Source organism: Pseudomonas sp. NBRC 111133 (genome assembly GCF_001320605.1).
Lineage (GTDB): Bacteria > Pseudomonadota > Gammaproteobacteria > Pseudomonadales > Pseudomonadaceae > Aquipseudomonas > Aquipseudomonas monteilii.
Map to the genome: position 1 here is coordinate 15,152 of NZ_BCBJ01000065.1, position 15,151 is coordinate 30,302.

Below are 15,151 nucleotides of genomic sequence, written 5' to 3' on the forward strand. Positions count from 1 at the left end.
GTGTCGTGTAAAAGCATGAAATGCGAAAGCAAATGTAGTAAAACTACAACGCGCCGGAAGACACCCCGGTAATCCAAGAATTCACGACGTCTGCCCATAAGGCCAGTCGCAACTTCAGGCAATCGATTCTGGTTGCCTTTCCGCCCTGGAGCAAGCCATGCAAGACCTCGATCCAATCGAAACCCAGGAATGGCTGGATGCCCTGGAGTCGGTCCTCGACAAAGAAGGCGAAGACCGCGCTCATTACCTGATGACCCGTATGGGCGAGCTGGCCACCCGTAGTGGCTCCCAGCTGCCGTATGCGATCACCACGCCATACCGCAACACCATCCCTGTCACCCACGAAGCACGCATGCCTGGCGACCTGTTCATGGAACGCCGCATTCGCTCGATGGTGCGTTGGAACGCCCTGGCCATGGTCATGCGCACCAACCTGAAAGACTCGGACCTGGGCGGACACATATCCAGCTTCGCCTCCAGTGCCACCCTGTACGACATCGGCTTCAACTACTTCTTCCAGGCCCCGACCGAAGAACACGGCGGCGACCTGATCTTCTTCCAGGGCCACGCCTCCCCAGGCATCTACGCCCGCGCCTTCATGGAAGGCCGCATCAACGAAGACCAGATGAACAACTTCCGTCAGGAAGTGGACGGCAATGGCCTGTCTTCGTACCCGCACCCATGGCTGATGCCTGACTTCTGGCAGTTCCCGACCGTATCGATGGGTCTGGGCCCGATCCAGGCCATCTACCAGGCCCGCTTCATGAAGTACCTGGAAGCGCGCGGCTACATCCCGGCCGGCAAGCAGAAAGTCTGGTGCTTCATGGGCGACGGCGAGTGTGACGAGCCGGAATCCCTGGGCGCAATCGCCCTGGCCGGCCGCGAGAAGCTGGACAACCTAATCTTCGTCATCAACTGCAACCTCCAGCGCCTCGACGGCCCGGTTCGCGGCAACGGCAAGATCATCCAGGAACTCGAAGGCGTTTTCCGTGGCGGTGGCTGGAACGTCAACAAGGTTGTCTGGGGCCGCTTCTGGGACCCACTGTTCGCCAAGGACACCGACGGTGCCCTGCAGCGCCGCATGGACGAAGTCATCGACGGCGAGTACCAGAACTACAAAGCCAAAGATGGCGCGTACGTTCGTGAAAACTTCTTCAACACCCCAGAACTCAAGGCCATGGTCGAAGACCTGTCCGACGACGAGATCTGGAAGCTCAACCGTGGTGGCCACGACCCGTACAAGGTCTACGCGGCGTACCACCAGGCGGTCAACCACAAAGACCAGCCTACCGTCATCCTGGCCAAGACCATCAAGGGTTACGGTACCGGTGCCGGCGAAGCCAAGAACACCGCGCACAACACCAAGAAGGTCGACGTCGACAGCCTGCGTCACTTCCGTGACCGCTTCGACATCCCGGTCAAGGATGCCGACCTCGAAAACCTGCCGTTCTTCAAGCCGGAAGAAGGTTCTGCCGAAGCCAAGTACCTGGCCGAGCGCCGTGCTGCCCTGGGCGGTTTCGTGCCACAGCGCCGTGCCAAGAGCTTCAGCGTACCGACCCCGCCACTGGAAACGCTGAAAGCGATCCTGGACGGCTCGGGCGACCGCGAAATCTCCACCACCATGGCCTTCGTGCGTATTCTGGCGCAGCTGGTCAAGGACAAGGAAATCGGCCAGCGCATCGTCCCGATCATCCCGGACGAAGCCCGTACCTTCGGTATGGAAGGCATGTTCCGCCAGCTGGGCATCTACTCGTCGGTCGGCCAGCTCTACGAGCCAGTCGACAAAGACCAGGTGATGTTCTACCGCGAAGACAAGAAGGGCCAGATCCTCGAGGAAGGCATCAACGAAGCCGGCGCCATGTCGTCGTTCATCGCTGCCGGTACCTCGTACAGCTGCCACAACCAGCCGATGCTGCCGTTCTACATCTTCTACTCGATGTTCGGCTTCCAGCGCATTGGCGACCTGGCCTGGGCCGCTGGCGACAGCCGCACCCGCGGCTTCCTGATCGGCGGTACCGCCGGCCGTACCACCCTGAACGGTGAAGGCCTGCAGCACGAAGACGGTCACAGCCACATGATGGCGGGCACCATCCCGAACTGCCGCACCTACGATCCAACCTACGGCTACGAGCTGGCGGTGATCATCCAGGACGGCATGAAGAAGATGACCGAAGAGCAACAGGACATCTTCTACTACATCACCGTGATGAACGAATCCTACCAGCAGCCAGCCATGCCGGCCGGTGTCGAGGAAGGCATCATCAAGGGCATGTACCTGCTGGAAGAAGACACCCGCGAAGCCGCGCACCACGTACAGCTGATGGGCTCCGGCACCATCCTGCGCGAAGTCCGCGAAGCGGCGAAGATCCTGCGTGAAGAGTTCAACGTCGGTGCCGACGTGTGGAGCGTCACCAGCTTCAACGAACTGCGCCGCGACGGCCTGGCCGTGGAACGCGCCAACCGTCTGAAGCCTGGCCAGAAGCCACAGCAGACCTATGTCGAGCAGTGCCTGAACGGTCGCAAAGGCCCGGTCATCGCTTCTACCGACTACATGAAGCTGTTCGCTGAACAGATTCGCCAGTGGGTGCCGAGCAAAGAGTTCAAGGTCCTGGGTACCGACGGTTACGGTCGCAGCGACAGCCGCAAGAAGCTGCGTCACTTCTTCGAAGTCGACCGCCACTTCGTGGTGCTGGCTGCCCTGGAAGCCCTGGCTGACCGTGGCGAGATCGAACCCAAGGTTGTTGCAGACGCTATCGTCAAGTTCGGTATCGACCCGGACAAGCGCAACCCACTGGACTGCTGAGGAGTATTTTTAAGTGAGCGAACTCATTCGCGTACCTGACATCGGCAGCGGTGAAGGTGAAATCATCGAGCTGTTCGTCAAGGTCGGTGACCGTATCGAGGCTGACCAGAGCCTGCTGACCCTGGAGTCCGACAAGGCCTCCATGGAAATCCCGGCCCCCAAGGCCGGCGTCATCAAGGAACTGAAGGTCAAGCTGGGCGACCGCCTGAAAGAAGGCGACGAGTTGCTGGTTCTGGAAGCCGAGGGCGCCGCTGCTGCGGCCCCTGAGGCTCCAGCCGCTGCAGCTGCGGCCCCGGCTGCTGCCCCAGCGCCTGCTGCCGAAGCTGCCCCTGCGCCAGCCGCAGCCCCGGCTGCCGCCAGCGTGCAGGACATCCACGTGCCGGACATCGGCTCGTCGGGCAAGGCCAAGATCATCGAAGTGCTGGTCAAGGTCGGCGACACCGTCGAAGCCGACCAGTCGCTGATTACCCTGGAGTCCGACAAGGCCTCCATGGAAATCCCGTCGCCAGCTGCTGGCGTGGTCGAAGAAGTGCTGTGCAAGCTGGAAGACGAAGTCGGCACTGGCGACCTGATCTTCAAACTGAAGGTCGCTGGCGCAGCCCCGGCTGCCGCTCCGGCCCCTGCTGCCCCGGCGCCAGCCAAGGCTGAGGCTGCTCCGGCTGCCGCCCCGGCACCGGCTGCTACCGCACCGGCCGCTGGCAGCAACGCCAAGGTTCACGCAGGCCCAGCCGTTCGTCAGCTGGCCCGTGAATTTGGTGTCGACCTGGGCGCTGTTGCCGCCACCGGTCCGCACGGCCGCATTCTGAAAGAAGACGTGCAGGTTTACGTCAAAGCGATGATGCAGAAGGCCAAGGAAGCTCCGGCAGCAGCCGGTGCAACCGGCGGTGCCGGCATCCCGCCGATCCCTGCCGTGGACTTCAGCAAGTTCGGTGAAGTGGAAGAAGTGGCCCTGACCCGCCTGATGCAGGTCGGTGCTGCCAACCTGCACCGCAGCTGGCTGAACGTGCCGCACGTGACCCAGTTCGACTCCGCCGACATCACCGAGCTGGAAGCCTTCCGCGTTGCGCAGAAGGCCGTGGCCGAGAAGGCTGGCGTGAAGCTGACCGTGCTGCCACTGCTGCTCAAGGCCTGTGCTTTCCTGCTCAAGGAACTGCCAGACTTCAACAGCTCGCTGGCACCAAGCGGCAAGGCCATCATCCGCAAGAAGTACGTGCACATCGGCTTTGCCGTGGACACCCCGGACGGTCTGCTGGTCCCTGTGATCAAGAACGTCGACCAGAAGAGCCTGCTGCAACTGGCTGCCGAAGCGGCTGCGCTGGCCGAAAAAGCCCGCACCAAGAAGCTGTCGGCCGACGAGATGCAAGGCGCCTGCTTCACCATCTCCAGCCTCGGCCACATTGGCGGCACCGGCTTCACGCCGATCGTCAACGCGCCGGAAGTGGCTATCCTGGGCGTCTCCAAGGCGACCATGCAGCCAGTGTGGGATGGCAAGGCCTTCCAGCCTAAGCTGATGCTGCCACTGTCGCTGTCCTACGATCACCGTGTGATCAACGGCGCAGCCGCCGCGCGCTTCACCAAGCGCCTGGGCGACGTGCTGGGCGATATCCGCACCATGCTGCTGTAAGGCGGCCCGCTGCCCCTCCTTGCGAGGGGCAGTACCCTTTTCGAGCTGCCACGCTCGTACCTCAACCCCGTCGATTGGCGGGGCTTTTTTTTTGCCTGACACAAGGCACATTAGGGCTGCGTAGCAGCCCTAAAATCTCCAGCCAAACTACAGAATCAGCCCTGACAGCCGATAACCTGTACACAGCATCACGCATGGCCGCTTGCCAGCCCTCGGGACATGATGCAACCTTGCCGAATCTGCCGCCGCCGCAAGGCCGCGTTCCCTCTTCAAGCGAGTCTTCGATGAAAAGCCAACCCGATGCCGCCAGCCGTGTGGCGGCCGAGGTCGTCACGCCGTTACCCGTGCCCTCGCGGCTCGGCATGCTGCGTTTCGAACGGCTCAACGAAGCCACCTGGGCCATGCTCTACCTGGACCCGGCCTGCGAGCGCCAGTTTGGCCTGCACGCCGGCGACCTGTGTGCCTTGGTAGACGCACCCTACGCCAGCCTGATGGAACCCGAAGTTCGCTACCGGTTGCACGACGAGGTCCAACTGCAACTGGCCCAGCGCGGGTACTACCGCGTGCGCTACACCCTGCACACGCCCAGCGCCTCGCTGCGCCTGCTGGAGGTGGGTGAAACCTACAAGCAGCATAACCGCCAGCTGTTGCGCGGCTACCTGAGCGTGCTCGATGACCTGCTGGACGATACCGGCGAAGCCGACGCCAACGACCTGGAATCACGCAACAACCGCCTGCAGCTGGCCCTGCAACTGAACCAACGCGCCCAGCAAGAGCAGCTGGAACACCTGGAGCGCGTGCACGGCCAGCAGGACCTGATCCTGCGCCTGGCTCGCCAGCGCTACAGTGCCGGGAACTCGCTGCTGGAAGCTGCCCAGCTGATTACCCGCAGCGCCTGCGAAATCTACAAGGTCGACAGCGCCAGCATCTGGCACCTGGACGACCAGCGTCTGGAACCGATCACCGCCTGGTACCGCGATGCACAAGAGCATCGCCAGCCCGAAGCCATCGATGCCAGCCGTTTCCCCGACTACCTCGACGCGCTGCACGCCAGCCGTGCCATCGACGCCCACAACGCCGGCCACGACCCACGTACCCGCGCCCTGGCGCAAAGCCTGTGCCCGGAAAACAAGGCCATGCTCGACGCCAGTATCCGTGTCGATGGCCAGGTCGTCGGCGTGCTGTGCCTGGAGCAGACCGGCCAGCCACGGGCCTGGCAATCGGACGAGATAGCCTTTGCAGGTGAGCTGGCCGACCAGTTCGCCCAAGTCATCACCAACCACAACCGGCGCACTGCGGCCAGCGCATTGCACCTGTTCCAGCGTGCCGTCGAGCAAAGCGCCAGCGCCTTTTTGCTGGTGAACCGCGATGGCCGTGTGGAGTACGTCAACCCGAGTTTCACCGCCATCACCCAGTACAGCACCGAAGAAGTGCAAGGCCGCCACCTGGGTGAGCTGCCGGCATTGGAGAACCTCAGCGAATTGCTGTTCGACTCGCCGTCGAGCCTGGCCATGGGCAACAGCTGGCAGGGCGAATTCAGGAGCCGGCGCAAGAACCTGGAGCCCTACTGGGGCCAGTTGTCGATTTCCAAGGTGTACGGCGATAACCGTGAGCTGACCCACTACATCGGCATCTACGAAGACGTCACCCAGACCAAGCTGGCCCAGCAGCGCATCGAGCGACTGGCCTACACCGACAACCTGACCAACCTGGGCAACCGCCCGGCGTTCATCCGCAGCCTGGACGAGTGCTTTGCCCGCGATGGCGAAAGCGCGATGTGCCTGCTGCTGGTGGACATCGACAACTTCAAGCGCATCAACGACAGCCTTGGCCACCAGACCGGCGACAAGCTGCTGATCAGCCTGGCCCGCCGCCTGCGCAACAGCTTGCACACCGGCGGTATCCTGGCGCGCTTTGCCAGTAACGAGTTCGCGGTATTGCTTGACGACACCAGCCTGGAAGATGGCCAGGGCGTTGCCCAGCAATTGCTGCGCACCCTCGACAAGCCGATGTTCGTCGACAACCAGTTGATCAACGTCACGGCCTCGGTGGGCCTGGCCTACGCACCGCTGCACGGCGCTGACCCGGCCAGCCTGATGAAAAACGCCGGCTTGGCGTTGCACAAGGCCAAGGCCAACGGCAAGCATCAGGTGCAGGTGTTTACCGAAGTGCTCAATGCCGAAGCCAGCTACAAGCTGTTCGTCGAGAACAACCTGCGCCGTGCCCTGACCCAGAACGAGCTGGAAGTGTTCTACCAGCCCAAGATCTGCCTGCGTAGCGGTCGCCTGCTGGGGCTGGAAGCGCTGTTGCGCTGGAACCACCCCGAGCGCGGCATGATCCGCCCGGATCAGTTCATCAGCGTGGCAGAAGAAACCGGCCTGATCATTCCCATTGGCAAATGGGTGATACGCCAGTCATGCAGCATGAGCCAGCAACTGCGCGAGGCCGGCTTGGGCAACCTGCACGTAGCGATCAACCTGTCGCCCAAGCAGTTTTCCGACCCCGACCTGGTAGCCTCTATCAGCACCATCCTCAAGGAAGAAGCCTTGCCACCGCACCTGCTGGAGCTGGAGCTGACCGAAGGCCTCCTGCTGGAAGCCACCGAAGACACCCACCGCCAGCTGGACGAGCTGAAGGCCTTGGGCCTGACCCTGGCCATGGACGACTTCGGTACCGGTTACTCGTCGCTGAGCTACCTGAAGAAGTTTCCGATCGACATTCTCAAGATCGACCGCAGCTTCATCAATGAGATCCCCGACAACCAGGACGACATGGAAATTACCTCGGCGGTGGTGGCCATGGCGCACAACCTAAAGCTGAAGGTAGTGGCCGAAGGGATCGAGACGCCGGAGCAGCTGGCGTTTCTGCGCAGGCACCGTTGCGACGTGGGCCAGGGTTACCTGTTTGACCGGCCAATTCCGGGGCGGGAGCTGGCTGAGCGGCTGAAGCGATACCCGCGTGGCCCTGTGGCCTGACAGCGGCGCCATCCTCGGGCACTATAGAAGCCATTCGGGTCCCTTCGCGGGCATGCCCGCGAAGGCCCCAACACCTATCCAACTGAAAAAACACAGAGGAACGGCCATGGTCCTGCGTTCGGAAATCCTGGTGAACAAAAACGTCATGCCAACTGCGGAACAGGCGCTGCCTGGCCGCGAAACGCCAATGGCCCTGCCCGAGTTCCACTACGTGTTCGAAGGCACCCCGCTGCTCGGCCCGTTCTTCGAAGGCGCCATCGACTTCGCCATCTTCGGCCTGGGTTGCTTCTGGGGCGCCGAGCGCCGCTTCTGGCAGCGCGAGGGCGTGGTCAGCACTGTGGTCGGCTACGCCGGCGGCTTCACCCCAAACCCTACCTACGAAGAAGTCTGCTCGGGCCTGACCGGCCACACCGAAGTGGTGCTGGTGGTGTTCGACAAGGACAAAGTCAGCTACCGCGAGCTGCTGGCGATGTTCTGGGAGCTGCACAACCCCACCCAGGGCATGCGCCAGGGCAATGACGTCGGCACCCAGTACCGCTCGGCCATCTACTGCACCAGCCCGGAACAGCTGGAACAGGCCAAGGCCAGCCGCGACGCCTTCCAGGCTGAACTGAGCAAGGCCGGCTTTGGTGAAATCACCACTGAAATCGACCAGGCGCCGACCGTGTACTTTGCCGAGGCCTACCACCAGCAGTACCTGGCCAAGAACCCGGACGGCTACTGCGGCATCGGCGGCACCGGTGTCTGCCTGCCACCCAGCCTGCAGGGCAATTGAAGCATGAGCACGATGACCCTGTTCCACTCGCCGTTGTCGCCTTTCGTGCGCAAGGTCATGGTGGTGTTGCATGAGACCGGCCAATTCGAAAGGGTGCAGCTGCAGCCGGTGAACATCAGCCCGGTGAGCGGCGACCTGCAGCTCAACCAGGACAACCCGATCGGCAAGATCCCGGCCCTGCGCCTGGAAGACGGCACCGTGCTGCATGATAGCCGGGTGATCTGCGAGTACCTCGACCTGCAACACGTCGGCCTGCCGCTCTTGCCCCGCGAAGGCTCGGCGCGCTGGCGGCGCATGACGCTGGTGTCGCAGGCCGATGCGATCATGGATGCGGCGGTGTCGTCGCGCTATGAAAGCTTCCTGCGGCCCGAAAACAAACGCTGGGACGGCTGGTTGCAGGCGCAGGGCGACAAGATCCGCCGCAGCCTGGCCAACCTGGAGCATGAGCACCTGCCCGAGTTGATGTCCGGGTTCGACCTGGCAGCAATTGGCGTGGCGTGTGCGCTGGGGTATCTGGATTTGCGTCAGCCCGAGTTTGGCTGGCGTGAGCGCCAGCCAGGGTTGGCAGCGTGGTATGCCGAAGTGAGCCAGCGGCCATCGATGGTCGCCACTGCACCGGTGGCCTGACCGGCCCTATCGCGAGCTAGCTCACTCCTACATGGCCTGTGGCGCCCCTGTAGGAGCAAGCTAGCTCGCGATGGCCTCACCTCGGTACAACAGGAAACAACTGCCCAATCCGCTGGGCCAGCCACCGCCCAATTTCTCTATCCTCCCTCATGCCACCCTCCCCACCCGCGCCCAGTCCAGCCGCCGGGTCAGCACCATGAACACCCCCAGCAAGCCAAAACACAGCAGCGAGCCCATCAGCAGCGCATAATCCTCGGCGCTCAGCAGACCGTAGAGCAGCGCATACAACGCCGCCAACCCCGCCGCAAACCCAACCCCTCGCCCCAGGCTGCGCAACACATGGCTCAGGTAGAAGCCGATCAGCAGCACGCACGCCGAAGCCGACAGCCCATACGCCAGGCCAAACCCGATGTGCTCGGACAACGACAGCAACAATAGGTAGAAGAACGCCAGCGCTACGCCCACCAGGATGTACTGCACCGGGTGTACGCTCAGGTTTTTCAGCACTTCGAACAGGAAGAAGCCGGCAAAGGTCAGTGCAATGAACAACAGCGCGTATTTAATCGCCCGTTCGCTTTTCAGGTACTGGTCCACCGGGTCGACAAAGCTCACCCCGAAGCTGCGCTCACTGAAGTCGGTGCACTGCCCGGCAATGGCGCACTGGCGCAGGGCGTCTTCAAGGTTGGTGGCAAAGAACGATGTCTGCCAATGGGCGCTGAAGCCCTGGGGATCAATGTCGCGGCGGTTGGGCAGGTAGCTGCCGACGAAGCTTGGGTGAGGCCAGTTGGCGCGCATGTCCACGCTGCTGGTACGGCCCACCGGCACGATGTGCAACTGGCCAGTGCCTTGCAGCGCCAGATCGAAGCCGTAGCTGAATTCCCGCGCCTGCAGGCCGTCCAGCGCTGGCAGGCTGGCATGCACGCCGCCGCGCATCCAGTCGAGCCGAGTACCGGCCTCGAACGGCACCTTTTGCTCATCCATGCTCAGTTCCAGGCCGTTCTCGATCCCGCGGATATCGCTGATGCCCACCACCAGGAACGGCTTGTCGAAGCGGTAATCGTCGAAGTCCTTGTCGATGCCCCAGCGCTCCGGAAGCTTGAAACGGCCGCTGATGCGGCCTTTGGCGTGGAACAGGCGGGCCTGGTAGATACCTCGGGCACGTAGTTCGGTGTCCACACCCAGGTCGGCGTCAAAGGTTTCCGGCAGGAAGTACAGGTGGCCGGCAACAGTGCTGGTTTCCTGAGTACGCTCGCCATCCTTTTCGATCCAGCGGCGCTGGTACTTGCGGTACGGCACCACCAGCAGGGGGCCGCTGAGCTGCTGGTCGAAGCTGGCACTTTGCGCGATGTCGCGCAGTACGTCGTCGCGCAGGGCCTGGCGCTCATCGATCAGGCCGTTGATCAGCAGCAACGGGATGAGCAGCAGCAATATGAGCACGGCTATCAGGCCGAGTTTGTATCCGAGGGTCTTGGTCATGGGGCCTCCTGTGGCAGTGGGCGCAGTGTCTGCGCCTTGCGTGGAGGCCTTGGGGAGACTGTGTGGAGATTGTGTGTTATTGGGCCGCAGCTACCTCAACTGATACGCCGCACCGGCAACCACAACCGTACCCGCACGCCGCCATCGACGTTATCCACCGCCAACGCCCCACCATGCAGCTGCATCACTTCAGCCACAAAGTTCAGCCCCAAGCCGGTGCTCTTGCGCCCACTTCCTGGCCGCGGCAGCGAGTAGAACCGTTCGCTGACCCGCCCGATGGCATACGCCGGTATCGCCTGCCCCTGGTTGAACAGGCTCAACGCCACCCGCTCGCCATCGCGGTCAAGGTCGAACAGCAGCGCCCCCCCTTCGGGGGTGAAGTCCAGCGCGTTATCCAGCAGGTTGGCCAGCGCCTGGCGCATCAGGAACGGATCACACAGCAAACGCAACCCGGCAGGCACCCGCTGACGCACGTGCAGACTGGCCCCATCGATGCGCGCTGCATGGGCCAACAACAACTCGTCCACCAACGCCGCCAGTGCCACCTGCTGCTCGTCTTCCAGCGCCTGCATCTGCTCGACCCGGGCCAGGTTGAGCAGGCGCTCGACCATCTGCTGCAAGCGTTCGCTCTCACGCTCGATATTGCCGGCAAACCGCGCGCGCTGGTCGGCCGGCATCTCGTCCTGCAACAGCTCGGACGCCCCGCGTATGGCCGCCAGCGGGCTTTTCAGCTCGTGGGTCAGGGTGTGCACGTAACGCTCGACATAGGCCTTGCCCTCCAGCTGCGTGCGCATGCGTTCCACGGCCTGGGCCAAATGCGCCAGCTCGCCGCCCTTGTAATGGGGCAACGCGGCGCGCTCGCCTTCACTGACAGCTTGGGCATAGCGGGCCAGCCGGCGCAGCGAGCGCGCCAGCCACCACGACAATGCTGCACCGATCAGCAGGCCCAGACCGATCAACCCCAGGCCCAAAGTGAGCAAGCGCTGTTCGGAGCGGTCGATGTACGGTTGCAGCGAGCTGTTGGGCTTGGCCACGGTAACCACGCCGATGATCTTGCCCTCATCCGTGATCGGTGCAGCCACATGCATCACCGAGGTGCTTTCATCGTTGGGGTCACTGCGGGTGGAGCGGGCACCGTACTCGCCACGCAGGGTCTTCAGCACGTCATTCCACTGCGAATAGTCCTTGCCCAGGGCCTCGCCGGTGGAGTCCAGTAGCACGATACCCTTGGCATCGGTGACATAGATGCGGTGGCTGACCTGGGTCTTGGCCAGGCCCCAGATTTGCGCGCCGGGGCTACGCGTGCCATAGGCCTTGAGCACTTCGGGCAGACGGCTTTGGTTCAGGGTCCCGGCCTTGACGTCATCACGCAGGATCTCGGCCAGCAGGTTGGCGGTGTCGACCAGTGTTTCTTCAGAGGACTGGCGCACCACCGGGCGAATCTGTTCGCGCACGGTATTGAGCAAAAAGTAGCCCGCCAACCCGACGAACAGGAAGTACACCAGGAAAATCCGGATGCCCAGGCGCATCAGGCATGGTCCGGGCTGTAGCTGTAGCCGAGGCCGCGGTGGGTCTGGATCGGCTCGGCGTCGCCCGCTACCTGGCGCAGTTTCGCGCGTAGGCTCTTGATATGGCTGTCGACGGTTCGCTCGTAGCCCACATCGGAGGCCACGCCCAAGGCGTCGAGCAACTGTTCGCGGCTGAACACCCGCTGCGGTTGTTCCAGCAGGGATTGCAGCAGACGGAACTCATGGCGGGTCAGGGTGAGTGGCTGGCCACGGTACGTGATCTGCATGCGCAGGGTGTCGAGCTGGAACAGCGCGGTATCGGTGGCAGGCTCGGCCCGAGGCGCCATGCGCTTGAGGATCGCGCGTACCCGTGCGGCCACTTCGCGCGGGCTGAAGGGTTTGACCACGTAGTCGTCGGCACCGATTTCCAGGCCTACCACCCGGTCGATTTCACCGTCGCGGGCACTGAGGAACATCACCGGCACCTCGGTGAAACGGCGCAACTGGCGGCAGGTTTCGAAGCCACTGATGTCGGGCAGGCCGATGTCGAGGATGATCAGGTCGGCCGGGCGCTGGCGTTGCTGGTCGAGGGCGGCGCTGCCCAAGGTCACCCATTCGGTGCTATGACCGTCTGCCTGAAGGGCATAGACCAAGGTGTCGGCGATGGCGGCTTCGTCTTCGACGATGAGGATATGGGGCATGGCGTCCGGCCTTGTTGAGGGCAGACTGCACTTTTAGCTCACTGGCCTCTTCGCGGGCAAGCCCGCTCCCACAGGTACTGTGCTGCCCTTCAGAGCAGCGCTAGTCCTGTGGGAGCGGGCGTGCCCGCGAAAGGGCCAGAACAGGCGGATCGAATCAGCAGCCAGGTTTGCCAGCAGTAAACTTCTTGGCGGGGTTCACGGCAGCCTTGAACTCGCGCAGCGCCTTGGAACCCACCAGCAGCGGGTAATTGAAGCTGCTGCGGTCCACCAGGTTCACCTCCACGGTGCGCTTCACGTCACCCAGGCACAGCTGCAGGTCCACCACCGGGCGCTTGGAGATTTCCGGCGCATCGCCTTCTTCCTCTTCATCGGCACGCCCTTTGATCTTGCTGATGCGCGATACCTTGTGCTCGTACACCTTGCCGTCCGAGTCTTTCGTGGCCAGGCGGAAACGCACCCATTCGTCGCCATCACGGGTGAACAGTTCGATGTCCTTGGCCGACAGCGAAGCAGTGAAAGCACCGGTGTCCATCTTGGCTTTAAGGGTTTCGCCCAGCTCGGGCAGGGTGATGTTCTCGTAACGGCCATAGATCGTAGGCTCGGCGGCCATTACCGGCAGTGCCAACAGCGACAACAGGGCAAGCAGAGGTTTCACAGGCAGGCTTCCTTGAGAGGGGTCAGTGCTTAGACTGCACGGGCAAGATAGGTTCGCTGTCACAAGGTTAACCAACATGTTGTGAAACATTTGTCCCTGCCGTCGGGCATTGGACATTTGGCGTAGGCCACGGCGCTGCTTATCATTGCCAACCGTTTATCTCCCACAACAAGAGTCTCCTTATGCGTCGCCTGCTGACCGGCATTCTCACTACCACCCTGCTGCTGCTCAATACCGTGGTGTTGATCTGCCCGCTGCTGGTCTTCGCCCTGCTCAAACTGGTGTTGCCGGGCCGTGGCCGCGACTATGCCTCGTGGGCGGTGATGTGGGTGGCCGAAACCTGGTCGGAAATCGACAAGGCCATCTTCGCCTTGTGCATTCCTACCCAATGGGACATTCGCGGCGTCGAGAACCTGCGCAAAGACACCTCGTACCTGGCCGTGAGCAACCACCAGACCTGGGTCGACATCCCCGCGCTGATCGAAAGCCTCAACCGCCGCACGCCATTCTTCAAGTTCTTCCTGAAGAAAGAGCTGATCTGGGTACCGCTGCTGGGCCTTGCCTGGTGGGGGCTGGATTACCCGTTCATGAAGCGCTACAGCAAGGCCTTTCTGGAGAAGCACCCGGAGCTCAAGGGCAAGGACCTGGAAATCACCAAGGCCGCCTGCGAGCTGTTCAAGCGCCAGCCGGTGACCGTGGTGAACTACCTGGAAGGCACCCGGTTTACCGAGGCCAAGCGGCTGGAACAGCAGTCGCCGTATCGCTACCTGCTCAAGCCCAAAGCGGGTGGCGTTGCGTTTGTGCTGGCGGCGTTGGGTGAGCAGCTGGATGCCTTGCTGGATGTGACCATCGTGTACCCCGGCAACAAGGCACCGGGGTTCTGGGATTTGCTCAATGGCAGCATTAGCCAGGTGATTATCGACATTCAGGTGCGTGAGCTGGACCCGGCGTTGTGGGCGGGGGATTACGAGAATGATCCTGAGTTTCGACAGACGGTGCAGGCCTGGGTGAATCAGCTTTGGGTAGAGAAGGACCAGCGGATCGAGCAACTGCGGGCGGAAATGGGCTGAGATCTCATCGCCTGACCCAGGCGGACGGATTTGGCGGTGCTGACCGTTGGCTTGCACTGAGCAGCGCGTCTGGTGGACTTCACCGAAACAGGCTGAGACCTGAAGCTGCTACTGATAAATCTGCCAGTTGTGCGTGGCCGCAGCGTGAACAAGACTGTCGCCTTTCTGTTTTTCGTGAGCCCAGGCCCAGTGTCGGTCATTCTGTTTGTTTATGGTCCTTATGGCCAACATGATTGCTCGACAGGCCAAACAGCTAAGTTGGGTTTCAACGGTGAGCGCTACGACCCGCTCACCCGCTCGTACGCACTGGGCCAAGGCTATCGCAACTATAGCCCGGCCTTGATGCGCTTCCAGAGCCCGGATGACCTCAGCCCGTTTGCACAAGGAGGGCTGAACGCCTATGCCTACTGCGTGAACGATCCCATCAATCTCTTAGACGCTACAGGGCATGCGCCCACCGCTGGGCAATTGCATGAGCGCATCAAGCAGATGGGGCTGAAGGTGCCTTCAGCCACCTCTCAAGTACACGGGCGTGCAAACGCATCGAAACGACAGAGTCTTCCGCGCCCCCTCTCAGCGTCAAGAGACGCCAAACCGAAAAAGACACTCCGCTTCAACGAAACCACAGAGACATTTTTCTACGAGGAAGAGCGGTCAAAATTCAAGGGCCAGCTCTACCAAGAGCGCAAGGCAATCATCAACTACATGGGAAGGGAATACAGGGTCTTTGAACTGTACCAGCGTGAATTGAACACGCTGCTGGCTCCCACTACCGAAGCCATGTTCAAACAATCCAAAAACCCCCGCGGGCATTTGGCGCTGATCACCTTTACCCAAAGCCAGTTAGATGATGCGCATGAGCGTCTCAGGCAGCTTAACAAGACGCTCAAAAGTATCCGTTTATAAGATAAGACGTGCGGCGGTTAACACCTCAATG

The 15,151-nt window shown here is 62.1% G+C and carries 11 protein-coding genes; 7 read left to right on the top strand and 4 right to left on the bottom strand.

Translation table 11 applies throughout. The annotated features are described in order from the left end of the window. Positions 1 to 157: 157 nt before the first annotated feature. The 5 genes from aceE to APH36_RS14000 all read left to right on the top strand — a co-directional run bounded on the left by aceE (position 158) and on the right by APH36_RS14000 (position 8,804). Positions 158 to 2,803 carry a pyruvate dehydrogenase (acetyl-transferring), homodimeric type gene (gene aceE, locus APH36_RS13980; protein ID WP_060499119.1) on the top strand — a complete coding sequence of 882 codons (2,646 nt, stop codon included), beginning with the start codon at positions 158 to 160 and terminating at the stop codon, positions 2,801 to 2,803. 13 nt (positions 2,804 to 2,816) lie between these two features. After that, on the top strand, positions 2,817 to 4,427 hold the full coding sequence (gene aceF, locus APH36_RS13985; RefSeq protein ID WP_060499120.1) for a dihydrolipoyllysine-residue acetyltransferase: 1,611 nt from the start codon (positions 2,817 to 2,819) through the stop codon (positions 4,425 to 4,427). 284 nt (positions 4,428 to 4,711) lie between these two features. Continuing rightward, positions 4,712 to 7,402 (top strand): bifunctional diguanylate cyclase/phosphodiesterase, encoded by a 2,691-nt coding sequence (locus tag APH36_RS13990; RefSeq protein WP_060499121.1) that lies wholly within the window; start codon positions 4,712 to 4,714, stop codon positions 7,400 to 7,402. A gap of 106 nt (positions 7,403 to 7,508) precedes the next feature. Next, positions 7,509 to 8,177, top strand: coding sequence for a peptide-methionine (S)-S-oxide reductase MsrA (msrA, locus tag APH36_RS13995; protein ID WP_060499122.1), 669 nt, complete (start codon positions 7,509 to 7,511; stop codon positions 8,175 to 8,177). 3 nt (positions 8,178 to 8,180) lie between these two features. Then, the gene (locus APH36_RS14000; protein WP_060499123.1) at positions 8,181 to 8,804 is read left to right on the top strand and encodes a glutathione S-transferase; all 624 of its coding nucleotides are present in this window, start codon (positions 8,181 to 8,183) and stop codon (positions 8,802 to 8,804) included. A 147-nt stretch (positions 8,805 to 8,951) separates the two neighbouring features. On the opposite strand, the gene creD is transcribed toward APH36_RS14000, so the two are convergent. From creD to APH36_RS14020, 4 genes are all read right to left on the bottom strand, one after another. Then, complete coding sequence (creD, locus tag APH36_RS14005) at positions 8,952 to 10,280, bottom strand: cell envelope integrity protein CreD (RefSeq protein ID WP_060499124.1); 1,329 nt, start codon at positions 10,278 to 10,280, stop codon at positions 8,952 to 8,954. 95 nt (positions 10,281 to 10,375) lie between these two features. Continuing rightward, positions 10,376 to 11,809, bottom strand: coding sequence for a two-component system sensor histidine kinase CreC (creC, locus tag APH36_RS14010; RefSeq protein WP_060499125.1), 1,434 nt, complete (start codon positions 11,807 to 11,809; stop codon positions 10,376 to 10,378). Beyond that, positions 11,809 to 12,489, bottom strand: a complete 681-nt coding sequence (gene creB / locus APH36_RS14015; RefSeq protein WP_060499126.1) for a two-component system response regulator CreB — start codon at positions 12,487 to 12,489, stop codon at positions 11,809 to 11,811. Before creB ends, creC begins: the two co-directional genes overlap by 1 nt. 154 nt (positions 12,490 to 12,643) lie before the next feature. After that, positions 12,644 to 13,144: an ATP-dependent zinc protease gene (locus tag APH36_RS14020; RefSeq protein WP_060499127.1), complete on the bottom strand. Its 501-nt coding sequence runs from the start codon at positions 13,142 to 13,144 to the stop codon at positions 12,644 to 12,646. Between the two features lie 182 nt (positions 13,145 to 13,326). On the opposite strand from APH36_RS14020, the gene APH36_RS14025 reads away from it, so the two are divergent. Next, on the top strand, positions 13,327 to 14,214 hold the full coding sequence (locus APH36_RS14025) for an acyltransferase (protein WP_060499128.1): 888 nt from the start codon (positions 13,327 to 13,329) through the stop codon (positions 14,212 to 14,214). Positions 14,215 to 14,358: 144 nt separating this feature from the next. Next, positions 14,359 to 15,120, top strand: coding sequence for an RHS repeat-associated core domain-containing protein (locus APH36_RS33195; RefSeq protein ID WP_374754796.1), 762 nt, complete (start codon positions 14,359 to 14,361; stop codon positions 15,118 to 15,120). The last annotated feature ends 31 nt before the right edge of the window (positions 15,121 to 15,151 follow it).

What these genes read in the sequence shown, in the direction of transcription:
- aceE (WP_060499119.1), top strand. Translation starts at nt 158, where the DNA reads ATGCAAGACCTCGATCCAATCGAAACCCAGGAATGGCTGGATGCCCTG.
- APH36_RS13990 (WP_060499121.1), top strand. Translation starts at nt 4,712, where the DNA reads ATGAAAAGCCAACCCGATGCCGCCAGCCGTGTGGCGGCCGAGGTCGTC.
- msrA (WP_060499122.1), top strand. Translation starts at nt 7,509, where the DNA reads ATGGTCCTGCGTTCGGAAATCCTGGTGAACAAAAACGTCATGCCAACT.
- APH36_RS14000 (WP_060499123.1), top strand. Translation starts at nt 8,181, where the DNA reads ATGAGCACGATGACCCTGTTCCACTCGCCGTTGTCGCCTTTCGTGCGC.
- creD (WP_060499124.1), bottom strand. Translation starts at nt 10,280, where the DNA reads ATGACCAAGACCCTCGGATACAAACTCGGCCTGATAGCCGTGCTCATA.
- creC (WP_060499125.1), bottom strand. Translation starts at nt 11,809, where the DNA reads ATGCGCCTGGGCATCCGGATTTTCCTGGTGTACTTCCTGTTCGTCGGG.
- creB (WP_060499126.1), bottom strand. Translation starts at nt 12,489, where the DNA reads ATGCCCCATATCCTCATCGTCGAAGACGAAGCCGCCATCGCCGACACC.
- APH36_RS14025 (WP_060499128.1), top strand. Translation starts at nt 13,327, where the DNA reads ATGCGTCGCCTGCTGACCGGCATTCTCACTACCACCCTGCTGCTGCTC.